This window comes from Sphingomonas sp. SORGH_AS_0950, from assembly GCF_030818415.1.
In the GTDB taxonomy this organism is placed as follows: domain Bacteria; phylum Pseudomonadota; class Alphaproteobacteria; order Sphingomonadales; family Sphingomonadaceae; genus Sphingomonas.
The window spans coordinates 2,985,250-3,010,585 of the sequence record NZ_JAUTAE010000001.1 but is presented as its reverse complement, the minus strand read 5'-3'; the positions used below and the strand labels follow the sequence as shown (position 1 = coordinate 3,010,585).

At 67.2% G+C, this 25,336-nt stretch carries 25 protein-coding genes and 1 pseudogene; 13 read left to right on the top strand and 13 right to left on the bottom strand.

Annotated features, from left to right (window positions below; translation table 11 throughout):
* Positions 1 to 40: 40 nt before the first annotated feature.
* Complete coding sequence (locus QE385_RS13495) at positions 41 to 1,564, bottom strand: fumarate hydratase (protein ID WP_307102657.1); 1,524 nt, start codon at positions 1,562 to 1,564, stop codon at positions 41 to 43.
* A gap of 141 nt (positions 1,565 to 1,705) precedes the next feature.
* On the opposite strand from QE385_RS13495, the gene QE385_RS13490 reads away from it, so the two are divergent.
* The 4 genes from QE385_RS13490 to QE385_RS13475 all read left to right on the top strand — a co-directional run bounded on the left by QE385_RS13490 (position 1,706) and on the right by QE385_RS13475 (position 7,687).
* A complete protein-coding gene (locus QE385_RS13490; protein WP_307102656.1) occupies positions 1,706 to 4,360 on the top strand; it encodes a bifunctional diguanylate cyclase/phosphodiesterase in 2,655 nt (884 codons plus the stop codon).
* An 87-nt stretch (positions 4,361 to 4,447) separates the two neighbouring features.
* On the top strand, positions 4,448 to 4,888 hold the full coding sequence (locus QE385_RS13485; protein ID WP_307102654.1) for a DUF3429 domain-containing protein: 441 nt from the start codon (positions 4,448 to 4,450) through the stop codon (positions 4,886 to 4,888).
* Between the two features lie 428 nt (positions 4,889 to 5,316).
* Positions 5,317 to 7,176, top strand: a complete 1,860-nt coding sequence (locus QE385_RS13480; protein ID WP_373424723.1) for a ribonucleoside-diphosphate reductase subunit alpha — start codon at positions 5,317 to 5,319, stop codon at positions 7,174 to 7,176.
* 118 nt (positions 7,177 to 7,294) lie between these two features.
* The gene (locus QE385_RS13475) at positions 7,295 to 7,687 is read left to right on the top strand and encodes an endonuclease domain-containing protein (RefSeq protein WP_307102652.1); all 393 of its coding nucleotides are present in this window, start codon (positions 7,295 to 7,297) and stop codon (positions 7,685 to 7,687) included.
* Between the two features lie 77 nt (positions 7,688 to 7,764).
* Here QE385_RS13475 and QE385_RS13470 read toward each other — a convergent pair whose 3' ends face one another.
* Positions 7,765 to 8,016, bottom strand: a complete 252-nt coding sequence (locus tag QE385_RS13470; RefSeq protein WP_261268835.1) for a DUF2171 domain-containing protein — start codon at positions 8,014 to 8,016, stop codon at positions 7,765 to 7,767.
* 56 nt (positions 8,017 to 8,072) lie between these two features.
* Here QE385_RS13470 and QE385_RS13465 point away from each other — a divergent pair, with 56 nt between their 5' ends.
* The gene (locus QE385_RS13465; protein ID WP_307102650.1) at positions 8,073 to 8,270 is read left to right on the top strand and encodes a hypothetical protein; all 198 of its coding nucleotides are present in this window, start codon (positions 8,073 to 8,075) and stop codon (positions 8,268 to 8,270) included.
* A 46-nt stretch (positions 8,271 to 8,316) separates the two neighbouring features.
* Positions 8,317 to 9,372, top strand: coding sequence for a ribonucleotide-diphosphate reductase subunit beta (locus QE385_RS13460; RefSeq protein WP_261268832.1), 1,056 nt, complete (start codon positions 8,317 to 8,319; stop codon positions 9,370 to 9,372).
* A 376-nt stretch (positions 9,373 to 9,748) separates the two neighbouring features.
* Here the strand turns inward: QE385_RS13460 and QE385_RS13455 are convergent, their stop codons facing one another.
* The 5 genes from QE385_RS13455 to QE385_RS13435 form a co-directional block, all read right to left on the bottom strand.
* Positions 9,749 to 10,081, bottom strand: coding sequence for an HNH endonuclease (locus tag QE385_RS13455; protein WP_307102647.1), 333 nt, complete (start codon positions 10,079 to 10,081; stop codon positions 9,749 to 9,751).
* Positions 10,082 to 10,174: 93 nt separating this feature from the next.
* Complete coding sequence (locus tag QE385_RS13450) at positions 10,175 to 10,819, bottom strand: outer membrane protein (RefSeq protein WP_307102644.1); 645 nt, start codon at positions 10,817 to 10,819, stop codon at positions 10,175 to 10,177.
* A 230-nt stretch (positions 10,820 to 11,049) separates the two neighbouring features.
* Entirely contained in the window at positions 11,050 to 11,376 is a 327-nt protein-coding gene (locus QE385_RS13445) for an MliC family protein (RefSeq protein WP_307102643.1), read from the bottom strand.
* On the bottom strand, positions 11,373 to 11,714 hold the full coding sequence (locus tag QE385_RS13440; protein WP_307102642.1) for a DNA primase: 342 nt from the start codon (positions 11,712 to 11,714) through the stop codon (positions 11,373 to 11,375). The genes QE385_RS13445 and QE385_RS13440 overlap by 4 nt, the downstream gene beginning before the upstream one ends.
* A 75-nt stretch (positions 11,715 to 11,789) precedes the next feature.
* Complete coding sequence (locus QE385_RS13435; protein WP_307102640.1) at positions 11,790 to 13,037, bottom strand: multidrug effflux MFS transporter; 1,248 nt, start codon at positions 13,035 to 13,037, stop codon at positions 11,790 to 11,792.
* 166 nt (positions 13,038 to 13,203) lie between these two features.
* Here QE385_RS13435 and QE385_RS13430 point away from each other — a divergent pair, with 166 nt between their 5' ends.
* Positions 13,204 to 13,713, top strand: a complete 510-nt coding sequence (locus QE385_RS13430) for a hypothetical protein (protein ID WP_307102638.1) — start codon at positions 13,204 to 13,206, stop codon at positions 13,711 to 13,713.
* Between the two features lie 85 nt (positions 13,714 to 13,798).
* Positions 13,799 to 14,755, top strand: coding sequence for an isopenicillin N synthase family oxygenase (locus tag QE385_RS13425; RefSeq protein WP_307102636.1), 957 nt, complete (start codon positions 13,799 to 13,801; stop codon positions 14,753 to 14,755).
* Between the two features lie 231 nt (positions 14,756 to 14,986).
* On the opposite strand, the gene QE385_RS13420 is transcribed toward QE385_RS13425, so the two are convergent.
* A complete protein-coding gene (locus QE385_RS13420; protein WP_307102634.1) occupies positions 14,987 to 16,276 on the bottom strand; it encodes a homoserine dehydrogenase in 1,290 nt (429 codons plus the stop codon).
* 122 nt (positions 16,277 to 16,398) lie between these two features.
* Here QE385_RS13420 and QE385_RS13415 point away from each other — a divergent pair, with 122 nt between their 5' ends.
* A complete protein-coding gene (locus QE385_RS13415) occupies positions 16,399 to 16,962 on the top strand; it encodes a 3'-5' exonuclease (protein ID WP_307102632.1) in 564 nt (187 codons plus the stop codon).
* A 188-nt stretch (positions 16,963 to 17,150) separates the two neighbouring features.
* Here the strand turns inward: QE385_RS13415 and QE385_RS13410 are convergent, their stop codons facing one another.
* The 5 genes from QE385_RS13410 to QE385_RS13390 form a co-directional block, all read right to left on the bottom strand.
* Positions 17,151 to 17,585 carry a hypothetical protein gene (locus QE385_RS13410; protein ID WP_307102630.1) on the bottom strand — a complete coding sequence of 145 codons (435 nt, stop codon included), beginning with the start codon at positions 17,583 to 17,585 and terminating at the stop codon, positions 17,151 to 17,153.
* A complete protein-coding gene (locus QE385_RS13405) occupies positions 17,582 to 17,968 on the bottom strand; it encodes a hypothetical protein (RefSeq protein WP_307102628.1) in 387 nt (128 codons plus the stop codon). Before QE385_RS13405 ends, QE385_RS13410 begins: the two co-directional genes overlap by 4 nt.
* 109 nt (positions 17,969 to 18,077) lie before the next feature.
* The gene (locus tag QE385_RS13400; RefSeq protein WP_307102627.1) at positions 18,078 to 18,347 is read right to left on the bottom strand and encodes a hypothetical protein; all 270 of its coding nucleotides are present in this window, start codon (positions 18,345 to 18,347) and stop codon (positions 18,078 to 18,080) included.
* Positions 18,348 to 18,378: 31 nt separating this feature from the next.
* A complete protein-coding gene (locus QE385_RS13395; protein ID WP_307102625.1) occupies positions 18,379 to 18,813 on the bottom strand; it encodes a CoA-binding protein in 435 nt (144 codons plus the stop codon).
* Positions 18,814 to 18,908: 95 nt separating this feature from the next.
* On the bottom strand, positions 18,909 to 19,871 hold the full coding sequence (locus tag QE385_RS13390) for an Mrp/NBP35 family ATP-binding protein (RefSeq protein WP_307102623.1): 963 nt from the start codon (positions 19,869 to 19,871) through the stop codon (positions 18,909 to 18,911).
* A 71-nt stretch (positions 19,872 to 19,942) separates the two neighbouring features.
* Here QE385_RS13390 and hflK point away from each other — a divergent pair, with 71 nt between their 5' ends.
* From hflK to QE385_RS13370, 4 genes and pseudogenes are all read left to right on the top strand, one after another.
* Complete coding sequence (gene hflK / locus QE385_RS13385; protein ID WP_307102620.1) at positions 19,943 to 21,073, top strand: protease modulator HflK; 1,131 nt, start codon at positions 19,943 to 19,945, stop codon at positions 21,071 to 21,073.
* An 11-nt stretch (positions 21,074 to 21,084) separates the two neighbouring features.
* Positions 21,085 to 21,936 carry a protease modulator HflC gene (gene hflC, locus QE385_RS13380; RefSeq protein ID WP_307102619.1) on the top strand — a complete coding sequence of 284 codons (852 nt, stop codon included), beginning with the start codon at positions 21,085 to 21,087 and terminating at the stop codon, positions 21,934 to 21,936.
* 106 nt (positions 21,937 to 22,042) lie between these two features.
* Complete coding sequence (locus QE385_RS13375) at positions 22,043 to 23,572, top strand: Do family serine endopeptidase (RefSeq protein ID WP_307102617.1); 1,530 nt, start codon at positions 22,043 to 22,045, stop codon at positions 23,570 to 23,572.
* A 93-nt stretch (positions 23,573 to 23,665) separates the two neighbouring features.
* A pseudogene (locus QE385_RS13370) lies at positions 23,666 to 25,271 on the top strand (helicase HerA-like domain-containing protein).
* Positions 25,272 to 25,336 lie beyond the last annotated feature (65 nt).

Below are 25,336 nucleotides of genomic sequence, written 5' to 3'. Positions count from 1 at the left end.
AGAAGCAGTACTGAATGTCGATCAGCCCTAAATCGCCCCATCACGCCGGGGTCAGCAGGCCTTCCTTGGCGATCTTGTCGCGCCAGACCAACGGGGCCAGCGTGTGGACGTTCTGGCCTTCGGAATCGACCGCGACGGTGACGGGGAAATTCTCCACGTCGAACTCGTAGATCGCCTCCATGCCCAGATCCTCGAAGCCGACGACCTTCGATCCCTTGATCGCGCGCGCGACCAGATAGGCCGCGCCGCCGACCGCCATCAGATAGGCGGACTGGTATTCGCGGATCGCGTCGGTCGCCGCCGGACCACGCTCGGCCTTGCCGACCATCGCCAGCAGGCCCTGGTCGAGCATCATGCGGGTGAACTTGTCCATGCGGGTCGCGGTCGTCGGGCCCGCCGGGCCGACCACTTCCTCGCCGACCGGATCGACCGGCCCGACATAATAGATCACGCGGCCGCGAAACTCGACCGGCAGCTCCTCGCCACGATCGAGCATGTCCTTGATCCGCTTGTGCGCGGCGTCGCGCCCCGTGAGCATCTTGCCGTTCAGCAGCAGCCGGTCGCCATGCTTCCAGCTCTTCACCTCTTCCGGCGTCAGCGTGTTCAGGTCGACGCGGCGAGCGGCCTGGAGGTCGGGCTTCCAGTCGACCTTGGGCCATTCCTCCAGCTTGGGGGCTTCGAGATAGACCGGGCCCGAGCCGTCCAGCGTGAAATGCGCATGGCGGGTCGCGGCGCAATTGGGGATCATCGCCACCGGCTTGGACGCGGCATGGGTCGGCCAGTCGAGGATCTTGACGTCGAGGATGGTGGACAGGCCGCCCAGCCCCTGCGCGCCGATGCCCAGCGCATTGACCTTGTCGAACAGCTCGATGCGCAGCGCCTCGATATCGTTGCGGGGTCCGCGCTCCTTCAGCTGGCCCATGTCGATCGCGCCCATCAGCGATTCCTTGGCGAGCAGCACAGCCTTTTCGGCGGTGCCGCCGATGCCGATGCCGAGCATGCCGGGCGGGCACCAGCCAGCGCCCATCTGCGGCACCATTTCCAGCACCCAGTCGACGATCGAGTCGGACGGGTTCATCATCTTGAACTTGGACTTGTTCTCCGACCCGCCGCCCTTGGCCGCGACGTCGACGGTGACCTTGTTGCCCGGCACCATCTCGACATGGAGGACGCTAGGCGTGTTGTCCTTGGTGTTGCGGCGGGTGAAGGCGGGGTCGGCGAGGATCGAGGCGCGCAACTTGTTCTCCGGGTGGAGATAGGCGCGGCGCACGCCTTCATCGACCACTTCCTGCAGCGACCGGTCGCCCGACAGGCGGCAATCCTGGCCCCATTTGACGAAGACGGTGACGATGCCGGTATCCTGGCAGATGGGGCGATGCCCCTCCGCGCACATGCGGCTGTTGGTCAGGATCTGCGCGATGGCATCCTTGGCCGCCGGGCTCTTCTCCGCCTCATAGGCTTTGCCGAGCGCGCGGATATAATCCATCGGGTGGTAATAGCTGATGAACTGGAGCGCGTCGGCCACGCTCTCGATCAGGTCGGTGTCGCGGATCAGGGTCGTCATGCGCGCCTTGTGCGACAGCGGCGCGTGGCTTGCAACGCCGCAGCGGAGCCATGACGGCATTTCGCGTCCGGCCAAACTTTAATCTATCTTAACTTCGTTGAGGCAAGACGGGGGACCACCGATCGGGACCCCCTTTCGCGCATGCCTTCCGCTTCCGACCGCCTATCGTTTCTGGCCTTGCTGGGTCTCGTCGAGGACAATGACGAGCTGCTGGTCGAGGTGCATCTCAAGCGGTTGCAGACGCTGTGCCGGACCTGGCCGCTGGCGATCCTGCAGAATCTGGTCGCGGTCGCGCTCGTCCTCAGCTTCAGCCTGCGCGACGACCCGTCCTGGATGCAGGTCCAGAAGGAGATTGCGAGCGGCGTGCTGGTCGGCAGCACGCTGATCTTCGGCATCGTGCTCGCCTGTGGCGAGGCGCGCCAATGGCCCTTCTACCGGCTCAAGCAATATCTGGTCGGCCTGGGCTTCCTCGTGGCGCTGGCGACCGCCGCGCTGCTGGCGCTGGTCATCGGGTCGCAGCATGCCCCCGGCCCCTGGACGCCGACGCTGGCGCTGATCTGCGCGATGTGGACGACCGCCGCGATGCTGCATCCGGTGCGCGGGGCGATGATCGGCTATTCCTTCGGCTTCGCCTTCATGGCGGTGATCGCGGCGCTGGCCTGGCGGGTGCCGCTGGCCCCGATTCTCGGCGCGGTGGTGCCGCCGCTGATCATCCTGGTCCTCAACGCCCGGCGCGTCGGCCGCCTGGACTATAATGTCGCGGACGCCCGCGCCCGCGCCTTTGGCGAGGGGCAGCAGGCGGTCAAGATGATCGCCGAGTTCGAGGAACATGGCACCGGCTGGTTCTGGGAAACCGATCGGCACGGGCGCCTGACCTATCTGTCGAGGAAGGTGGCCGAGGATCTCCAGTCCACCGGCCTCGCCTGCAAGGGCCGGCTGCTGACCGATCTGTTCCAGATGGACCCCTCGGCGCCGGGGACCGAGCGGACGCTGTCCTTCCACATGGCCTCGCGCACCAGTTTTTCCGACTATACCGTCTGCGCGGTCGATTCGGGTGCGGGCGATCCGGAACGATGGTGGTCGATCTCGGGCCGTCCGATCATCGACGGCATCGGCCGGTTCCGCGGCTTTATCGGCTCGGGCTCGGACCTGACCGAAAAGCGCCGCTCCGAGGCGGAGATCACCCGGCTGGCGCTGTTCGACAGCCTGACCGGCCTCGCCAATCGCCAGCGGATGAAGCTGTCGCTCGACACGATGCTCAAGCAATCGGTCAGCCCCTATCGCCCGACCGCGCTGTTCCTGATGGACCTCGACCGGTTCAAGGCGGTCAACGACACGCTGGGTCACCAGGCGGGCGACCTGTTGCTGCAACAGGTCGCGCGGCGGCTGGAGCAGGCGGTGGGCGATGCCGGGCTGGTCGGCCGTCTGGGCGGCGACGAGTTCCAGATCCTGCTGCCCGGCACCGATTCGCGCGAAAGGCTGGCGGCGCTGGCCAGGGTCATCATCGATACCTTGTCGCAACCCTATGGCATCCAGGGCCATGACGTGACGATCGGCTGTTCGATCGGCATCGCCATCGCGCCCCAGGACGGCGCCGACTCGCAGACGCTGATCCGCAACGCCGATCTGGGCCTCTATGCCGCCAAGGGCGACGGGCGCGGCGTCCACCGATTCTATGCCGAGGCGATGCTGGAGGGCGCGCGCAGCCGCAAGCGGATGGAGGAGGATCTGCGCACCGCCATCGCGCAGAACCAGTTCCGCCTCGCCTATCAGCCGGTCGTGTCGACCCGCGACGAAGAGATTGTCGGGTTCGAGGCGCTGCTGCGCTGGTCCCATCCGACCCAGGGCGACATCTCGCCCGCGCAGTTCGTACCGGTGGCCGAGGAATGCGGCCTGATCGAACAGATCGGCGAATGGGTGCTGCGCACCGCCTGTCTCGAGGCGGCGAGCTGGCCGCGTGCCGCGCGGGTGGCGGTCAACGTCTCGTCCATCCAGTTCGCCAAGCCGCATCTGCCCGTGCTGATCGGTCAGGCGCTGGAGCAATCGGGACTGGCCCCGTCGCGGCTGGAGCTGGAGATCACCGAGAGCGTCTTCCTGAACGACGATCTGGAATCGCAGCGCCAGTTCGTGGCGCTCAAGGCGCTGGGCGTGCGGCTGGCGCTGGACGATTTCGGCACCGGCTATTCCTCGCTCGGCTATCTGCGCCATGCGCCGTTCGACAAGATCAAGATAGACCAGTCCTTCGTGCGCGGCGCGGTCGGGACCGGCAGCCGCAATGCCGCGATCATCCGCGCGATCGTGACGCTGGCCGACACGCTGGGCATGGAGACGACCGCCGAGGGCGTCGAGTTGCAGGACGAGATCGCGCTGATCCGCGATCTGGGGTGCAGCCATATCCAGGGCTATGTCTATGGCAAGCCGAGCGGCGTGGAGGAGGTCCACCGCCTGCTGGGCGAACAGGGCGCGCGCGCCACGCCGGTGGGCATGAAGTCGCACCGTCGGCCGCGCACCAAGGTCCTGCGCGTCGCGCAGATCGTCTCGGGCGGGGCGACCGTCGATGTCCGGCTTCGCGACCTGTCGACCACCGGCATGATGATCGAGGGACTGCCCCCCGCCTATATCGTGGGTGGGGCTGCGGTGGGTGTCCGGCTGGGTGTCAACCCGCCCTTGCGCGGCTATATCCGCTGGGAGCGCGAAGGGCGGGTGGGCATCGCCTTCGCCACCCCGCTGCCCGACGACCACCCCTGGCTGGAGGTCGCGCGCGACGAGGCCGAGCCGCATCACCGATCGGCATGAGGCGGATGGCGGGATAGGAAAGGGTCGCCGCACGTTCGCGCCGTCATGTCTTGCCCCGCACCGTCCCCCGCCCCCGGCCCCCTCCCCATGGCGGAGACCGCCGACGCGCGCATTCCCCCGCTCAGCCTGATCTTCGGCTATGGGCCGGTGCTGGTCCTACCGATCGCGGCGCTGGCCGCCTGGGCGAAGGTGCCGCTGGCGCTGCTGATCGGGCAGATCTGGGGGGCGGCGATCCTGATCTTCCTGGCGGGCGTGGCGCGCGGCCTGAGCTTCTTCACGCCCGGCGGGCCCCATGTGTCGCAGATGCTGACCATGATCCTGCGCTTCTCGCTGGGGCTGCTGGCGCTGGTCGCGGGGCCGGCGACGGGCTTTGCGCTGTTGCTGATCGGCTATGCCTCGATCGCGCTGACCGATCCCTGGCTCGCCCGGTGGGGCGGTGCGCCGCGCCACTTCGCGCGGCTGCGCCCGCCCCAGATGCTGGTCGCCCTGGCCGGGCTGGCGGCGCTGTTCTGGTTGTCGCTCGGCTGACCGGGGCGGGCGCCGTCGGCGCTCAAAAATATTTCTTTGGGGCTTGCGCTTCGCGAACCCCGCAGACATCCATGCGTCGCGGGTTTCGACACCGCTTTGACGACCGCCATTCGTCGCAACCAACCCCCTTTCCGCGCTTTACCCCCCTTGCGGTGATCGCCGGGATTTTCCACTATGGATAGTGGAAGAGGTCGGGGACAACCCCAATCGCTGGTAGGAAGGGATCGGACCGACAGGCCCGGTCGGGATCGCGGAAGCGCCGGAAAACGGCCTTTGCGATGCCATTTCCCACCGTTCGCGACGCCTGTGGCACGGCTGTGCCGGGGGCGGGGCACCGACCCGAACGGATCAGGAACAAAGGAGCGGCATCAATGATGGACTTCAGGGATGACCGGGATAGCGACATGACGACTGACATGCTTGAGAAGATGGCGGCGGACATTGCCGCCCCGACCCCGACGCCCGCCGACACCAAGTCGGTCCGGCCGCAGCCCTATCCGGTCGAGGTCGACCATGCCCGCGACGCGCGGCTGACCGATTTCGGCAAGGAAACGCTGAACGACCGCTACCTCCTGCCCGGCGAAAGCTATCAGGACCTGTTCGTGCGCGTCGCCTCGGCCTATGCCGACAATGCCGAGCATGCGCAGCGGCTGTACGACTATATCTCCAAGCTGTGGTTCATGCCCGCCACGCCCGTCCTGTCGAACGGCGGCACGGGTCGCGGCCTGCCGATCAGCTGCTACCTCAACTCGGTGCCCGACAGCCTGGACGGCATCGTCACCACCTGGAACGAGAATGTGTGGCTCGCCTCGCGCGGCGGCGGCATCGGCACCTATTGGGGCCAGGTGCGCGGCATCGGCGAGCCGGTCGGCCTGAACGGCAAGACCAGCGGCATCATCCCCTTCGTCCGCGTGATGGACTCGCTGACGCTGGCGATCAGCCAGGGTAGCCTGCGTCGCGGTTCGGCCGCCTGCTATCTCGACATCTCGCACCCCGAGATCGAGGAGTTCCTGGAAATCCGGAAACCGTCCGGCGACTTCAACCGCAAGGCGCTGAACCTCCACCACGGCGTGCTGATCCCCGACGCCTTCATGGAGGCGGTGCGCGACGGCGCCGAATGGCATCTGAAGAGCCCGAAGACCGGCGAGGTCCGCGCCACGGTCGACGCCCGCGCGCTGTTCCAGAAGCTGGTCGAGACCCGTCTGGCGACCGGCGAGCCGTACATCGTCTTCGCCGACCATGTGAACAAGAACATGCCCAAGCACCACCGCGAGCTGGGGCTGAAGGTGTCGACCTCGAACCTGTGTTCGGAAATCACCCTGCCGACCGGCATCGACCATAAGGGCAAGGACCGCACCGCGGTGTGCTGCCTGTCGTCGCTGAACCTGGAAACCTGGGACGAGTGGAAGGACGACAAGCAGTTCATCGAGGACGTGATGCGCTTCCTCGACAACGTCCTGCAGGACTATATCGACCGCCACGAGCCGGGCATGGAGCGAGCCGCCTATTCGGCCGGTCGCGAGCGATCGGTGGGCCTGGGCGTGATGGGCTTCCACAGCTTCCTCCAGGCGCGCGGCATCCCCTTCGAGGGCGCCATGGCCAAGTCGTGGAACCTGCGGATGTTCAAGCACATCAACGCGCAGGTGAACCAGGCGTCGATGACCCTGGCGGTCGAACGCGGCCCCTGCCCCGACGCGGCCGACGTGGGCGTGATGGAGCGTTTCAGCTGCAAGATGGCGATCGCGCCGACCGCGTCGATCAGCATCATCTGCGGCGGCACCAGCGCGTGCATCGAGCCGATCCCGGCGAACATCTATACCCACAAGACGCTGTCGGGGTCGTTCTCGGTCAAGAACGCCTATCTCGAAAAGCTGCTGATCGAGAAGTCGAAGAACTCGGATGCGGTGTGGAACTCGATCCTCGAACATGGCGGCTCGGTCCAGCATCTCGACTTCCTGAGCCAGGAAGAGAAGGACACGTTCAAGACCTCGTTCGAGATCGACCAGCGCTGGCTGCTCGAACTGGCGGGGGATCGCACGCCCTATATCGACCAGGCGCAGTCGCTGAACCTGTTCATCCCGGCGGATGTGGAGAAGTGGGACCTGCTGATGCTCCACTTCCGCGCCTGGGAGCTGGGCATCAAGTCGCTCTATTATCTGCGGTCGAAGTCGGTGCAGCGCGCCGGTTTCGCAGGGAGCGGCGGCGTCGAGGCGGACAACACGATCAGCGCACCGAAGTTCGAGATCGGCGAGACGACCGATTACGACGAGTGCTTGGCCTGTCAGTGAGGCAGGAGCAATGCTGATCGCCTGACGGGAAGGCAGAGCCATGGCCCCTCATTCCTCCAATCCTCCCTCTCCCCTTGTGGGAGAGGGAAGGGGCCCGCGGCCACAGGCCGTGGGAAGGGTGAGGGGCAATGCTCAGGGCCTGACCAAGCGCCAGCTGCTCCCCGCCACCACCGTCACCCGCTCGCGCGAGCTGCGTCAGAATGCCGGCGAACCCGAACGCCGACTATGGCGTGCCTTGCGTGAATCGTTGCCGATCCTGAAGTTTCGCCGTCAGGTTCCGATCGGCCCGTACCACGCGGATTTCTGCTCGCACGCGGCACGGTTGATCGTCGAGATCGACGGCGATGACCATGCCGTGAAGTCGGAAAGCGACGCCGCACGCACTCGCTTCCTCAAACATGAAGGCTATGACGTGATCCGTTTCGCCAATGCCGATGTGATGACCAACCTCGACGGTGTCGTGGCGGCGATCGGCGTGCGGATCGCGCACAGGCAAAAGGGCCGCCCATGATGGACGGCCCCCTCACCCTCCCACGGCCTTCGGCCGCGGGCCCCTCCCTCTCCCACAAGGGGAGAGGGGTTGGGAGTTCACTCCGCCTCTTCGAACTGGTCGACGGCGTTCTGCGCGGTCGCCGACAGGCGGACCTGATCGCCCTCGACCTCGGCGACCAGGCCGATCGGCAGGTAATGATGCTTGGCGCCCTGCCCGTCCTCGGTCTGGGGGCTGTCGTTCTTGGTCAGCTTGATGCGGTCGCCCTGGACATGATCGACCGTCCCGACATGGACGCCGTCCGCACCGATGACTTCGGCATGTTCCTTGATCTGGCTGACATCGACCATCTTGAATCTCCTGTGTTGGGTTCGGTTTCGGAACGCGCCACACCGGAATTGGTCGCATGACATCGGCGTTCATCATGTACGCCGTCGCGGCGTTGCTGGGCGGGATCGGCTTGATCCTGCTGTTGCAGCTCCGCACGCCCCGGTCGGAGCAGGGCCGTTACGCCCGGCTGATCGCGGGCACCATGTTCGCCATGGGCGGGATCATTCTCGCCGGTTTCGCCACCGCTCTGCGCTCCTGGGCCAGCAGCGGCTGAACCGGCCTTCACCCTCTTTACGTCATTCGTATCCGGAGTAACCCCGATGCCACTTCTCCAAGCCTCCAAGCAGTATAAGCCCTTCGAATACCCCTGGGCGTTCGAGTTCTGGAAGCGTCAGCAACAGCTCCACTGGCTACCCGAAGAGGTGCCGCTGGGCGAGGATTGCCGCGACTGGGCGCAGAAGCTGACCGATCATGAGCGCAACCTGCTGACCCAGATCTTCCGCTTCTTCACCCAGGCGGACGTCGAGGTGCAGGACTGCTATCACGAGAAATATGGCCGGGTGTTCAAGCCGACCGAGATCAAGATGATGCTGACCGCCTTCTCCAACATGGAGACGGTGCACATCGCGGCGTACAGCCATCTGCTCGACACGATCGGCATGCCCGAGAGCGAATATGGTGCCTTCCTCGAATATGCCGAGATGAAGGACAAGCATGACTACATGCAGAATTTCGGCGTCGACAGCGACGAGGACATCGCCCGCACCCTGGCGATGTTCGGCGGCTTCACCGAGGGCGTCCAGCTGTTCGCGTCCTTCGCGATGCTGATGAACTTCCCGCGCTTCAACAAGATGAAGGGCATGGGCCAGATCGTCAGCTGGTCGGTGCGCGACGAGAGCCTGCACTGTGAAGGCATCATCCGCATGTTCCACGCCTTCTGCCAGGAGCGCCAGTGCCTGACCAAGGCGGTGAAGGACGACATCGCCGATGTGTGCCAGACGACGATCCGCCTGGAGGATAATTTCATCGACCTCGCCTTTGAAATGGGCCCGGTCGAGGGGATGAAGCCCAAGGAGATCAAGAAGTATATCCGCTACATCGCCGACTGGCGCCTGGGCCAGCTGGGCCTGAAGCCGATCTACATGATCGATGAGCATCCGCTGCCCTGGCTGACCCCGCTGCTCAACGGCGTGGAGCATGCGAACTTCTTCGAGACGCGCGCCACCGAATATTCGAAGGCGGCGACGCGCGGCCAGTGGAACGACGTCTGGGACGCGTTCGACACGCGGCAAAAGGCCAAGACCGCCAAGGCGGCGAACGAGGAGCCGGGCGAGACCGGCGACATGTTCTCGGCCGCAGGCGTCGCGGCGGAGTGATTGCCGAAAGGGCGGGCTTCGGTCCGCCCTTTTTTTGATTCGCGCGAAGCCGCGATGGCGCGAAGAGGTGTGGTTCGCGCAGAGGCGCGGAGGGCGCGGAGGAAAGAAGGCAGGAAGAGGATCTCCTCACATCCGTTCAGCCTGAGCGTAGTCGAAGGCCACGGGATAACGCCTGTCACACTATGAAATTTCGAGTTTGGCCTGCGGCCGTAAGGGTTGTGGGGAGAGGGTTTCCCTTGGCCTTCGACTGCGCTCAGGCTGAACGGAGATTGGGAGAGCTGGCCGCGCGCCCAAATAATCTCCGCGCTCTCTGCGCCTCTGCGCCTCTGCGCGAACCACACCTCTTCGCGCCATCGCGCCTTCGCGCGAACCCAGATCACCGCGCCGCCCGCGTCGGCGCATGGAAGTCCGCCGGTTTCCCGGCAATCCACCGCAGGAACCGCGCCATCTCCGGATGCGCCCGCAGTACCGCGAAGTCCGAAAACCCCCGCGCCAGTTCCGCGTTGGAAAAGGTCGCATGGATGGTCCGGTGACAGATGGGATGAACCGGCACCGTCTCGCGCCCGCCTTCGCTCTTGGGGACGAGGTGGTGCCATTCCACCTTCGCCCCCAGCGGCCGGTCGCACAGCGCGCAGGATCGCGGCGGTGCCCGCTCGACCCGTTGGGCGGCGGCCGCCAGTCCCACCTTGCGTTTTACCCGTCCGGTCATCGTCATCGATATGGGAAGCATGGCCCCCAAGGAAAACGGGGTCCGGCATCACTGCCGAACCCCGCCACCTTACGCCAACTGGACCCCGAGGGATCAGAAGTGTGCGACGACACCCGCCATCGGACGGAAGGAGTGCGCGTCGTCGAAGGTCGAGACTTCCAGACGGAGGCGCAGACCCGAGTTGCCGGTCAAGCCGCCCAGACCGATGTCCTTCGGGCCGACTTCGGCGCCGACGCCATAGACGGTCGCGTGATAGTCACGCTTCAGGTCGCCAGCGACGCCCGGAGCGAAGTTGTGGAAGTTGTTCCAGCGATAGCCGACCTTGCCGTAGAACAGGCCGCTCTCACCGGCGCGGAAGCCCGCGCGGCCATAGGCGCCATACTGCCAGTCGATGTCGCCCGACACGCCCTTGGCGACCGCGCCCTCGGCGCCGACGAACACCGGGCCCAGCGGCACGTTGAAGCCGACGATGCCCTCGACCAGCGCGCCGTCCAGGTTATAGCCCTTGGGCTGCGTGGGAATGCCGGCGACCGACTGGCGATCGAACTGCTCCCAACCACCCATGACCGCGACGTACGGCTCGATACCGAAGGCGCGGGTGCCATCGGGAGCGGTCGCGGTGTCGGCGGCCGGGGCGGGTGCCGCAGCCGTCGTGTCGGTGGTGTTCATGTCCTGTGCCATGGCAGGCACGGCAACGAACGCGGCCGCCGCAGCGGCGACGAGGGAAAGCTTACGCATGTGAGATACCCTTCTCTTATTCTATGTGGGGCGGCGGATCGAACCGCTCAGCCCAGGCCCGCTTAACCGGCAAAACCGTGCGGGGTTGCACGAAGATCGTCATTTTGGTCGCGTTGTGGGAACCTGTTGCCGCGATGACACAGTTCCTGTCACCTAGATGAACCAATTGAGGGGAGAATGCGGCGGCCCAGATTTTCCGCCATTTTTTCGCCTTGAATGATGCCCTCGGCTCAGCGGACGGCCTGGCAGCGGAAGGAATCGCCGGTGGGGCGTGTCAAAACAACCTCACCCCCCTTCCCGCGCAGGTCATGACCGAACCCGGCATAATGGATCCCGGACGCGACCGGCTGACCGGTCAGGCGTATCGCGAGATCGCCGTCCAGCCGCATCAGCGCGCTGTCATCGCGATTGTCGAAACGGACCCAGAAGCGGCTGCCATTCTCGCACCGGAAATCGGTCGAGACCATCGGCGGCATCGAGGAGCGGGGATCGGGCATGGTCGAACAGCCGACCAGCACGATCCCCCCGGCCGCCAGCGCGACTGGCAGGCGGTTCATGGCCGCAGCGCGGCGTCGTCGGCTTCGTCGATATCGCCGTCGGCGACGGTGTCGTCCTCGAAATCCTCCTGGAGATCGTCCTCGTCGATGTCCTCGGCACTCATGTCGACCGAGGCGTCGCTCTCGCCGACCTCTTCGGAGTCCATGTCGAGTTCGTCGATCGGTTCGTCCTCCACCGTATCGTCGCCCAGATCGGGGTCGATATCGGTGATCAGCACGCCATCGCTGGGGCCGTCGCGCGTCGCCTCCAGGATTTCGGCACGCTGGCTCTCGTCATAGCCTTCCTCGTCCCAGCCGTCGTCGCCGGGTCCCTGGCTGGAAACCTGATGTCCGCCCATCCTTGCCTCCTGTGATCTGTGGAGGGTGGAACGGTGCGGCGGCCCGGCCGGTTCCCGGCGCGGGCCGTGCGCGTGTCAGAGGGGACGGAACATCCGCCCGCGCTCGGTCGCGAACACGAAGGCGAAGGCCGCGCATCCCGCCACCAGGAAGCCCAGCGTCAAGGGCCGGGTCGTCCCGTCAAAGGCCTGGCCGATCCCGGCGCCGATCACCGACCCGATGGTGACGCTGGCAAATCCCTGCACGCTCGACGCGGTGCCCGCGATACCGCCCATATTCTCCATCGCCATCGCCGAGAAATTGGAGGTCGCCAGACCGAAACAGGCCATGGTGATCGCCTGAAGCACCGCGAACACGACCAGCGACTCGCCGCCAAACCAAGCGATCGCCAGATGCAGCGCCGATACGACGATCAGGATCGTCACCGAGCTGTGGCTGATCAGCCGCGTGCCCAGCCGCATGACGATCCGCGAGTTGAGCAGATTGGCCGCCGCCATCGTCACCGAGGTGGTGGCGAAGATCAGCGCGAGCAGCTTCTCGCGCCCGAACGTCACCGCCATGATCGGCTGCACCGAGTTGAGATAGCCATAGAGCGCCGCCATCAGCGCGGTCGCCGCCAGCGTATAGCCCAGCGACAGCCGGTCGGCCGCCGTCTGCCGCCAGCCGCGCCAGATCCGGCCGAGCGAGATCGGCAGCCGCGCCTCGGGCTTCAGCGTCTCGGGCATGCGGACCGCGAACCAGATCAGCACCAGCGTGGCGAGGCCCGCAATGGTCCAGAAGATCAGCCGCCAGTTGCCGAACAAGAGCACCAGCTCACCGAAAGCGGGCGCCAGGATCGGCACCACCATGAACACCATGAAGGCGATCGACATGACCTGCGCCATGGCGCGACCATGATAGCAGTCGCGAACCAGCGCCACCGTCGCCACCCGCGTCGCCGCGATCGCCGCGCCCGCACAGACGCGCGCGACCATCAGCAGCAGGAAGCTGCCCGCCATCGCCGCCGCGCCATTGGCGACGATATAGATGACCAGCGCCACGATCAGCACCCGCCGCCGCCCGTAACGGTCCGCCAGCGGCCCATGCACCAGCTGCGCCACGCCGAACCCGATCAGGAAGGCGGTGACGACGAAGGGCCGCTGGGTGGGCGACGCGTTCAGCGCCTCGCCGATGGCGGGCAGCGCGGGCAGCATCGAATCGATCCCCAGCGCGGTCAGCGCCATCAGCGCCGCGATCAGCAGGACGAATTCGACAAAGCCGATGGGCGCGCCGGGGGTGTCGGCGGCGACGGGGGTCGCCGGATCAGCGGAACGGGATTCGGACATGATGCCTGTCCCATAAGCGCGTTCGGACGCCAGGGAAACCGGGAAAACCCAAACCGAGCCGATCACCTCCGCCGTCAACCGCGTTCAGCACGTTGACAGCTTGCGCGCGCCAGACACCACCCCCACGTGTATCGGACCGACAGGACACTGGAGGGAGTTTGCCGTCATGACCATCCTGCATCGAACCGCCCTGCCCCTTTCGCTGGGCACGGCATTGGCGCTGGCGGGGGCGCTGGCGGGTTGCGACCGGCCGACCGATGGGACCTCGGTGACGATCAACAGCTCGGACGGCCAGACGCTGGCGGCGGTCGACGGCAGATCGGGCGAGGTGAAGCTGGCGCTGCCCGGCTTCACCGGCGCGTTCAAGCTGCCCAAGGTGTCGCTGGAGGCGGATAATTTCGAACTGAACGGCATCCATCTCTATCCCGGCTCGAAGATCCGCAACGTCGATGTCGGCAATGGCCGCGACAAGGCGTTCGTCATGACCTTCGACAGCCCCGCCGATCCGCAGACGGTGCGCGACTGGTTCCGCGACAAGATGACGGATGCCGATTTCACCCTGACCGATCGCGGCGAGGGGCTGGTCGGCACCACCGCCGAGAACAAGCGCTTCCGCCTCGATCTGCACGATGCGGGCGGCGACCGATCGACGGGCACGATCACGCTCGGCGGATAAATTGACCGCCGACCGGCTGGCCTGTTCGGGCCGGTAGGGACATTATATAGCCTTACGCCTATTCGATTTTCTGGACGATATATTCATGACCGACACCCGCTCCGCCGAGGTCCCGACGCTCAGCCTGGCCGATCAAGACCGCGATCCCGAGGCGTTCGCCGCCGCGCTGGGCGGTTCGTTCGAGCGGTTCGGCTTTGCGATCGTCGCCGATCACGGCGTCCCCGCCGAGCTGATCGACCGCGCCTGGGCGCAGACCAAGGCGCTGTTCGACCTGCCCGAGGCGGAAAAGCGTGGCTATCACATCCCCGGCGGCGGCGGCGCGCGCGGCTATACCCCGTTCAAGACCGAGATCGCCAAGGATGCCAAGGTCGTCGACCTCAAGGAATTCTGGCACGTCGGCCGCGAGCTGCCCGAGGGTCATGCCTATGCCGACCGGATGCCCGCGAATATCTGGCCCACCCGGCCCGAGGGGTTCCGCGACGACTTTCTCGAACTCTTCACCGCGTTCGACCGCGCGGGGGATCGCCTGCTGTCGGCCATCGCCCGGCATCTGAAGCTCGATCCGCACTGGTTCGATCCGGCGGTCAAGGACGGCAATTCGGTGCTGCGCCTGCTCCATTATCCCCCCATCCCGGCGGATGCCGAGGGCGTGCGGGCGGGCGCGCATGAGGATATCAACCTCATCACCCTGTTGCTGGGCGCGGAAGAGGCGGGGCTGGAACTGCTCGACCGCGATTCGGGCGAATGGCTGGCGATCCGTCCGCCCGAAGGGGCGATGGTGGTCAATGTCGGCGACATGCTCCAGCGGCTGACCAACCATGTCCTGCCCTCGACCACGCACCGGGTGGTCAACCCGCCGGTCGAGCGGCGCGGCTTCTCGCGTTACTCCATGCCCTTCTTCCTGCACCCCGCGCCCGATTTCCTGATCGAAACGCTGCCGGGTACGGTGACGGCGGACAATCCGAACCGTTATCCGACGCCGATCACCGCGCATGACTATCTGTATGAGCGGCTTGTCGAGATCGGATTGATCAAGAAGTAAGGGAGGGGCTCGGTGAGACACCGCCCTCCCCCAGCCCCTCCCGCCTGCGGGAGGGGAGCGGCAAGGACGAAACGCGGAATTCCATAAACTCCACTCCCGCAAGCGGGAGGCATCACCCTAAAACTCCCCTCCCGCAGGCGGGAGGCGTCACCTTAAAGCTCCCCTCCCGCAGGCGGGAGGGGCTGGGGGAGGGCAAGGGGCCTCGCAGAGACCCTACGCCCCCGCCGACACTCACCCCAGAATATGCATCAACAGCGGCTGCCCCACGAGGCTCTGGCTGCCACGCAACCGCTCCAGCGCCTGGGCGACCGCGCGCTCCGGCCCCTCATGCGTCACGATGGCGATCATCACGCCGCCATCGGCCGCCTCGCCGCGCTGGATCAGGCTTTCGATCGACACGCCCGCATCGCGCATCGCCGCCGCGATCTCGGCCAGCACGCCGACCTTGTCCTGCACGGTGAAGCGCAGATAGGCGCGCCCGCGTCGCTCGCCGCTATCGGCCTTGGCCGCCGGGATCAGTTCGTGCGCGGGCATGGCGAAGGACGCGCCATATTCGCCGCGCGCAATGTCGATCAGGTCGGCGACCACCGCGCTGGCGGTCGGGCCATCGCCCGCGCCCGCACCCTGGAACAGCAGGCGGCCGACGAAATTGCCCTCCGCGACCACCGCATTGGTCGATCCGGTGACATGCGCCAGCGGATGGTCGAGCGGCACCAGATGCGGATGCACCCGCTGGAACAGGCCGTTCGCCCCTTCCTCCGCCACGCCGACCAGCCGCACCCGGTAGCCCAGCGAGGCCGCCTGCGCGATATCGGCGGCCAGGACATGGCGCACCCCGCCGATCGCGACATCGCCAAACGCCGGCTGCGTGCCGAAGGCGATGGCGGCCAGGATCGACAGCTTGTGCGCGGCATCCACCCCGTCAATGTCGAAGCTGGGGTCCGCCTCGGCATAGCCCAGCGCCTGCGCCTCGGCGAGCACTTCGGCGAAGTCGCGGCCCTCCGCCTCCATCTTGGACAGGATGAAATTGCAGGTGCCGTTCAGGATGCCATAGACGCGCGCGATGGCATTGGCCGCCGCGCCTTCGCGCAGCCCCTTGATGACCGGGATGCCGCCCGCCACCGCCGCCTCGAACTTCAGCGCGGCCTTCGACGCCTCCGCCTTCTGCGCCAGTTCCAGCCCGTGATGCGCCAGCATCGCCTTGTTGGCGGTGACGAAGCCGCGTCCGGCCTCCAGCGCGGTGCGCGCCAGCGTCAGCGCAGGGCCGTCCGACCCGCCGATCAGCTCGACCACCACATCGGCATCCTCGCGCGCGGCAAGCGCGGCGGTGTCGTCCACCCATTCGAACCGCGACAGGTCGACGCCGCGATCCTTGGTCCGGTCGCGCGCGGAGACGGCGACGATTTCGATCGGACGACCGGCGCGCCGGGTAATCAGCTCCCGGTTCGCGTCGAGCAGGCGAATGACGCCGCCTCCCACCGTACCGAGTCCCGCCAAAGCCACCCGCAATGCGTCGCCCATCATCTTTTCCCGTATCCAGAGCGTTCGTTGAGCCTGGGCGGGTAGCGGATAGAAATGGTCGCTGTCGAGCGGGCAGGCGACCTTTTATTGCTCGAAACGCCAGATCGCGCTAAAGCAGCAGGATGATTTCCCCCGATTTCGTGGTCATCGACGTCGAAACCGCCTGTTCGCGTACCAGCAGCATCTGCCAGATCGGTATCGTCGGCTATACGGACGGGATCGAGGTGCTCGCCTATGAGACGCTGGTCGATCCGTGCGACGAGTTCAGCCCCTTCAATATCGGCATCCATGGCATCACCGCCGATCATGTCCTGGGCAAGCCCAATTTCGCCGCGCTCCATCCCGAACTGGCCGGGCATCTGGGCGGGCGGGTGACGGTGGCGCATTCGGGGTTCGACAAGGGGGCGCTGGGCCGCGCCTGCGAACGCGACGCGCTGCCCCCGATCGCCGCGCGCTGGCTGGACAGCGTGACCATCGCCCGGCGGGCCTGGCCCGAGCTGCCCAATCACAAGCTGAGCACGCTGGCCGCCTTCCTCAAGCTGGAACACCGCCACCATGACGCGCTGAGCGATGCGCGCGCGGCGGGACAGGTGGTACTGCGCGCGATGGCGCAGACCGGGCTGACACTGGCCGACTGGTTCGCCCCGCCGCCCTCGGCCCGGTCGCGGCGACAGGCGCGGGGCTGAGGGGCGCGCGCGCCCGCTTCGTCAGCGCGGGCGTCTCGATCGGATCGACATTCCGTCTATTCCTCCCCTGGAAGGAGAGGTGTCAGGCCGCAGGCATGACGGAGGGGTGTCCCGGCTGGAAAGCTTCGTCGAAGCGCGCGACCGTGGGCACCCTCCCCTTCCAGGGGAGGAATGGTGGGCGATCCGGCCTATGGCTCCAAATGCCCTCGCGGCCCCGGACCGTCGAGCGCGATCGGCACGCGGTTGCGCTTGTCGCGCGCCTTGTCGACGATCTTGCTGAGCCCGATCCGCGCCTCGTTCGCCAGCATCAGCACGGGCGTCACGACGTCCACCTTCCCCCCGCACCCCGCAAGCTGCGCGGCGCAGGGCGTGCCCGCGGCCCGCAACGCCCCGATGCCGGTCAAATCTGGATTGGACATCAGCGGCTTGGCGGGCGGCGCATCCGGATCGGGGGGCAGGCGATTGTCGCCCAGGCGCCGTCCGCACACGATCACCTCGTCCTTCGTCCCGGCCGAGGGCGGGCAGGGATCGGGAGCCAGGATCGAGAAACGCTCGGTGCCCGGCGGCGGCCCGGCCGCCGCCGGAGTCGCCTGGAGCGCGAGGATCAGCGGCACCAGCATCATGGCGCGGGCTTCCGCAGGGTCAGCGCGCCGCTTCGCCCACCTGTTCCGACCGTGACGCCGGCAAGGCCGCCGCCGACCTGGAAGGGTGACAAATCCTTCAACGGCGTGCTGCGCGCCAGCATCCGGGTGCGCTCGGCCATCACCCCCTCATGCCTGGGGTCGCCGGGATCGGGTGCGGATTGATAGGGAAAGCGGAAGCGATCGGCATTGCGTCGACCGCAGACAGTCACATCGGTCGAGTTGGGATCATAGATGCAGCGGCTCTCGACGCTGTTCAGTCGCCGGGTCCTGGCCATGATCGCGTCGACCGATGGCTGGGGCGGCGGCATCTCCCCCTGAATAGGAGCCACCATCATCCCTATCGCCCAAATCGTCGCAACCATGACGCTCTCCCGGCATCGTGCATGCGCGCGGTCGGATGACCGCCACGGCCGGGATCATGCCTGTTTCGCGGGCATCGCGCCAGTATTCCTTTGCACCAATGCCGATCGATTACTGGTCGATGGGCATCCGGAACAGGGTTCGCGGCTTGCTGGTGCAATATTTGTCCCCGACAACAGCACAATAGGTGCCGTCATTGGCAAAGGCGCGGGACTTGGAATCGATCGCGCTCGTCCTGTCGGGGCCCAGTCGATAGGGCGAGGGGCGTGCCGTCATCGGACAGCGACCCGGCACACATCCCGTCGTCAGCCGGGGAAGTGTCACGAGCTGACGCTCCGGTGCTTGCGGCGCGGCCAGCAGGATCAGGAACGGCATCATCATCGTCGCATCTCCCTGTTCTTCGCCCCCGACCTCAGCCCCCGGTCACCGGCGCGATGCCCAGCCGGGGTATCTCGATCGCCGGACAGCGGTTCATGACCACCTTCAGCCCGGCCGCCTCGGCGCGCGCCGCCGCTTCGTCATTGACGACGCCCAGCTGCATCCAGATCGCCTTGGCCCCGACCGCGATCGCCTCGTCCACGATGGCGCCGACCGCGTCCGAGCGGCGGAAGATGTCGACGATGTCGATGGGATCGCCCAGCTGGCCCAGCTCGCGGAACACGAACTCGCCATGCACATGCTCGCCGGTGATCTGCGGATTGACCGGAATCACGCGATAGCCATGATCCTGCAACCGCTTCATCACCCCGTAGGAGGGCCGGTCGGGGCGGTCCGAGGCGCCGACCAGCGCGATGGTGCGCGCCTCGCTCAGCAGGTCGCGGATATCCTCGTCGGCGGTCAGCGGCATGGACGGTCCCTTTTGTCGAACCGCCCGTCCGGCTTGCGGGATCAAGGGGATGCGGGCGGCTTATCCGGCTCTAACGCCCTGCCGCCGCGCCGGTTTCATGCCGCCGCCGGGCTCGCGTCCAGCCACTGCGCCACCCGTTCGGCCAGCGGGGCGAAGACCGTGTCCCCCTCCCCCGCCGCGGGCGGCTGCCCCGCGTCGGAGGCGGTGCGAATCGCGATGGTCAGCGGCACCCGGCCCAGGAAGGGAATGCCCAGCTCCGCCGCCGCCGCTTCCGCCCCGCCCGAACCGAACGGGTCCGAGATGCCGCCGCAATGCGGACAGCAATAGCCCGCCATATTCTCGACCAGCCCGATGATCGGCACCCCGGCCTTGGCGAACAGGTCGATCGCGCGGCGCGCATCGATCAGCGCCAGGTCCTGCGGCGTCGATACGATGACCGCGCCCGCCGGGCGGTGCTTCTGCACCATGGTCAGCTGGACATCGCCCGTCCCCGGCGGCAGGTCGAGCACCAGCAGCTCGGTCGCGCCCCAGTCGCCATCGACCAGCTGGCTGAGCGCCCCCGCCGCCATCGGCCCGCGCCAGGCGATCGCCTTGTCCGGCTCGACCAGCTGGCCCATCGACAGCAGGGGAACGCCGTGAGGGGTCGGCACGGGTTGCAGCTTGCCGTCCTGCGCGACGGGCTTCACCCCCTCGGCCGCCATCAGCCGGGGCTGCGACGGGCCATAGATATCCGCATCGACCAGCCCGACCTTGCGCCCGCCCCGCGCCAGCGCGATGGCGAGATTGGCCGACAGGGTGGACTTGCCCACCCCGCCCTTGCCGCTGGCGACGGCGACGATCCGGCGCTCGCGTTTCTCGGCGGTCAGGACGACACGGACATCCTCCGCCCCCGACTGGATCGCGGCGGCCTTGACCCCGTCCTCCAGCGCCTGTCGGCCCGCGCCGTCCAGCCCCGTGGCGTCGAGCACGACACCCGCGCGCGCGCCCTCCATCCGCACGCTCGCGCGCTTGCCCGCCACCGCGGCCACCGCCGCCTTCACCGTCTCGATCATGCTCATGGGGGGCAGATAGGATGGGTTACGCGGCTTGGCACTGTTTTTGTCGGCGAACCGTTCCTATAACGATGACTATGAGAAAGCTGACGGGTCGCTTCCGACGCCCCCCCATTCTTGCCGCCGAGACGCCGAAGGGCCCCTGGGGCGGGTCCGGTGAGGACTCCGATGGCGGGCCCCGCAATCCCTGGGCCGTCCCGCCGGGCGGTCGCAAGGCCCCTGCCAAGCCGACCGCGCTGGACGAGTTCATCCGCAAGGCGCGCGGATCGGGCGGCGGCGGACCGGGCGAAGGCCCCGGCGGATCGGGCGGCGGCTTTGGCGGCCTGCCCGGCGCGCCCGGCGGACGCACCCTCTGGGCGATCGGGGCCGCGATCCTGGTCGGCATCTGGCTGCTCTACACCTCGATCCATCCGATCGGCCCGCAGCAGCGCGGAGTCGTCACCTATTTCGGTCGCTATACCGGCGTGCTCGAACCCGGCATCCAGCTGACCGCCCCCGCCCCCATCGCCGCCGTCCGCGTCCTGGACGTGCAGAAGATCCGGACCGAGAATTTCCCCGAGGGCTCGGGCGAGAATCTGGTCCTGACCGGCGACCAGAACATCATCGACCTGACCTATTCGGTCCGCTGGGACATCGCCAATCCGCGCGACTTCGCCTTCCGCCTCGCCCAGCCGCAGGAGACGGTCCGCGCCGCCGCCGAGAGCGCGATGCGCGCAGTGATCGCCGAGACGACGCTGGACCAGGCGCTGGGTTCGGGCCGCACCGGCATCGAACAGCGGGTGCAGGAGCTGACCCAGTCGATCCTGAACGAATATCGCTCGGGCGTGCGCATCCAGGGCGTGGCGATCAAGCAGGCCGCCCCGCCGCAGCAGATCGTCGACGACTTCAACAAGGTCACGGCGGCGCAGCAGCGCGCGGTGGCCGATGTGAACCAGGCCAAATCCTATGCACAGCAGGTGATCGCCCGCGCCCAGGGTGAGGCGGCGCAGTTCGACAAGGTGTACGAACAATATCGCCTGGCCCCCGAAGTGACCCGTCGCCGCATGTATTACGAGACCATGGAGGCCGTGCTGGCCAAGTCGGACAAGACCATCGTCGAGGCGCCGGGCGTCGTGCCCTATCTGCCGCTGCAAAAGGCGCGCCCCGCGCCCGAGATGGTGGCCCCCGAACCCGCCGCGCCCGTCGCGACGCAGGGAGGCGGCCAGTGAACGGTCTGTCGATGCGCAATCCGATCGTGCTGGGCATCGCCCTGCTGGTCGCGGTGATCGTGGCGGCGGCGACCTTCGCCATCGTGCCCGAGACCAAGCAGGCGGTGATCTATCGGTTCGAGCAGCCGCGCCGGATCGTCAACGGTTATCGCCCGAACGAGGAACTGGGCGACAGCGGCGCCGGGCTGATCGCACGCATTCCCTTCATCGACCGCATCGTCTGGGTCGACAAGCGGGTGCTCGACCTCGACCTGGAAAAGACCCAGGTGCTGTCGACCGACCAGCTGCGCATGAACGTCGATGCCTTTGCCCGTTTCCGCGTGATCGACCCACGCCGGATGCTGGCGACGGCGGGCAGCGTCGACGGCGTCATCAACCAGCTCCGGCCGATCTTCGGATCGGCGCTGCGCAACGAACTGGGCAAGCGGCGGTCGTCCGAACTGCTCAGCCCCGAGCGCGGGCAGGTGATGGACGCGATCCAGGTCCGGCTCGACCGGATCGCGCGCCAGTATGGCGTGCAGATCGTCGACGTGCGGATCAAGGAAGCCGAGCTGCCGCCGGGCACCCCGCTGCAAAGCGCGCTCGCCCGGATGCAGACCGCGCGCCAGCAGGAGGCGATCACCATCGCCGCGCAAGGCCAGAAGCAGGCGCAGATCGTCCGCGCCGACGCCGATGCCCAGGCCGCGCAAATCTATGCCCAGGCCTTTGGCAAGGATGCGGATTTCTATGACTTCTACCGGGCCATGCAGTCCTATCGCCACACCTTCGGCGCGGACGGCTCGACCCAGGAACATGGGAGCACCCAGATCATTCTGTCGCCGCAGAACAGCTATTTGAAGGAATTCACCGCGCCGGGCCGATAGGTGGTTTCGCCACCTTTCCGCTCGTTCATATTCAAGCGTCGTTCAGCCAGACCGTGACAAATAGGACACGGTCAAACTGAATTTTCTTTGAGAGGACCCTAGCCCAGTGCGCTACGCCTACGCCATTACCAGTGCGCTCCTCCTCGGTGGCGCGACCGCGACCCTGGCCCTCCAGCCCGGCACCGCCCAGGTCGCGCAGAACGAACCGGGCGCGATCCAGGCGGTCGCCCCCCGCGCCGGTGCGCCGATGAGCTTTGCCGACATGGTCGCCAAGCTCCAGCCCGCCGTCGTCAACATCTCCACCAAGCAGTCGATCACCGTCAAGCAGCCGCCGAACCCGTTCGCGGGCACGCCGTTCGAGGGCATGTTCGGCCAGTTCGGCGGCCAGAGCGGGCCGCAGCCGCAGAAGCGCGAAGGCGCCTCGCTGGGCTCGGGCTTCCTGATCTCGCCCGACGGCTATATCGTCACCAACAACCACGTCATCGCACCCGGCGCGCAGGGCGCCTCGGTCGATTCGATCACCGTCACGCTCAACGACCGCAAGGAATATACCGCCAAGGTCGTCGGCCGCGACGAGACCTCGGACCTGGCGGTCCTGAAGATCGACGGCCAGAACCTGCCCTTCGTCCGCTTCGGCGATTCGTCGCGCGCGCGGCCGGGTGACTGGGTGCTGGCGATCGGCCAGCCCTTCGGCCTGTCGAGCACCGTGACCGCCGGTATCGTCTCGGCCGTCCACCGCGTCACCGGCCAGGGCGGCGCGAACGACCGCTTCATCCAGACCGACGCCGCGATCAACCAGGGCAATTCGGGCGGCCCGATGTTCGACATGAACGGCAATGTGATCGGCATCAACAGCCAGATCTATTCGCAGTCGGGCGGCAATATCGGCATCGGCTTCGCCATCCCGGCCGAAGACGCCAAGCCGATCATCGACAAGCTGATGAAGGGCCAGAAGATCGAGCGCGGCTATCTGGGCGTGCAGATCGGCGGCCCGGTCACCGACGATGTCGCCGCGTCGCTGGGCATCCCCAAGAACCAGGGCGAGGTCATCGCCAAGGTCGAGCCCAACGGCCCCGCCGCCAAGGCCGGGCTGAAGGCGTTCGACGTGGTGACCAAGGTCAACGGCCAGTCGGTCACGCCCGAACAGACGCTGTCCTATTTGATCGCCAATGTCCCGCCGGGCGGCCGCGTCAACCTCGAGGTGCTGCGCGGCGGCAAGCCGGTCTCGCTGACCGCGACCGCCGCGACGCGTCCGTCCAACGAGGAACTGGCCGCGTCGCTGGGTGACGGCTCCGACGCCTTCCCCGACAGCGACGACGATGCGCAGGTCGCTCCGGCGGCCGGTGGCGGCCTGGGCCTGTCGGTGCAGACGCTGACCCCGGCGATCGCCCGCGCGATCAATGTCGAGCCGTCGACCCAGGGCGTGGTGATCGCGGCGGTCGATCCGTCGAGCGATGCCGCCTCCAAGCTGAAGCGCGGCGACGTCATCACGGCGATCAACGGCACCCCGGTCCGCAGCGCCGCCGACGTCCAGCGCGTCGTCGCCGCCGCCAAGGCCGCCGGTCGTCCGCAGGTGCTGGCGCAGATCACCCGCGGCCGGATCGCCGACCGCCTGATGCCGCTGCGCATCAAGTAACGGTTCCGCCCGTCCGAAAAGGGCCGTCGCATCTCCCCGATGCGGCGGCCCTTTTGCTATTCCCGTCACCGAACGCCGCGATAATATGCGGCCATGGACGGCATCTTCATCGGCATGGGCGGCGGCAAGCCGCAGGCGATCGACCTCAAGCGCGCCAACCGGCACGGCCTGATCGCGGGCGCGACCGGTACCGGCAAGACGGTGACGTTGCAGACCATGGTCGAGGGCTTCTCGCGCGCCGGGGTGCCCAGCTTCGTCGCCGATGTGAAGGGCGACCTGTCGGGGCTGGGGCTGGCGGGATCGGCGCTGGGCAAGACCCATGCCGCCTTCGCCGCGCGCGCCGCCGAGCTGGGGATGACCGACTGGTCCTATGAAGCCGCGCCCGTGCAGTTCTGGGACCTGTTCGGAACCCAGGGGCATCCGGTCCGCGCCACCGTGTCGGAGATGGGGCCGCTGCTGCTCGCACGGATGATGGGGCTGAACGAGACGCAGGAGGGCGTGCTGACCATCGCCTTCCATGTCGCGGACAAGGAGGGGCTGCTGCTCCTCGACCTCGACGATCTCCAGGCGATGCTGGCCGAATGCGCCGCGCGGGCCGACGAACTGACCACGACCTATGGCAATGTCTCCAAACAGTCGGTCGGTGCGATCCAGCGCGCCTTGCTCCAGCTGCGCACGCAGGGGGGCGAGCATTTCTTCGGCGAGCCCGCGCTCGAACTGGCCGACCTGATCCGCACCGACGAGGCGGGGCGCGGCGTCGTCAACATCCTGGCCGCCGACCAGCTGATGGCCAGTCCCAAGCTCTATGCCACCTTCCTCCTATGGCTGCTGTCCGAATTGTTCGAGCAGCTTCCCGAGATCGGCGACCCCGACAAGCCCAGGCTCGTCTTCTTCTTCGACGAGGCGCATCTGCTGTTCGACGGGGCCGCGCCCGCCTTGGTCGACACGATCGAGCGGGTCGTCCGGCTGATCCGGTCGAAGGGCGTCGGCGTCTATTTCAATCACCCAGAACCCGATCGACGTGCCCGACAAGATCGCCGGGCAGCTGGGCAACCGTGTCCAGCACGCGCTGCGCGCCTTCACACCGCGCGACCAGGCGGCGGTGCGCTCGGCCGCCGAGACGTTCCGCGCCAATCCCGGCGTCGATGTGGCCAGCGCGATCACCGAGCTGAAGGTCGGCGAGGCGCTGGTGTCGCTGCTCCAGCCCGACGGCTCGCCCTCGCCGGTCGAGCGCACGATGATCGCCCCGCCGCGCAGCCGGGTCGGGCCCGCCACGCCCGAAGAGCGCAGGATATTGGTCGAAACCGACGCGGTCGGCGCGAAATATGACCAGGCGATCGACCGCGAATCGGCCGAGGAACTGCTCGCCGCCAAGACGCAGGAAGCCGCCGCCGCCGCTGCGGAAGCACGGGCCGCGACCGAAGCCGACAAGCAGGCGGCGCAGGCGGCCAAGGCCGAAGCGAAGGCCGCGAAGGAGGCCGAACGCGCGCGCATCGCCGAACAGCGCGAGGCCGCCAACTCCCCCTGGGCCAAAATCGCGACCAGCGCGGCACGCTCAGCCAGCTCCTCGATCGGGCGACAGGTCGCCAACGAGATTGGCAAGCAGGTGTTCGGCAGCGGATCGCGGCGGCGGTCGAACAGCGGGGGGATCATGGGCGCGGTGGTGCGCGGGGTGTTGGGGAACCTGTTTCGGGGTTGACCGTCCCGGACCTCCGTTCAGCCTGAGCGAAGTCGAAGGCCAAGGAACACCGCCTGCCACAGACT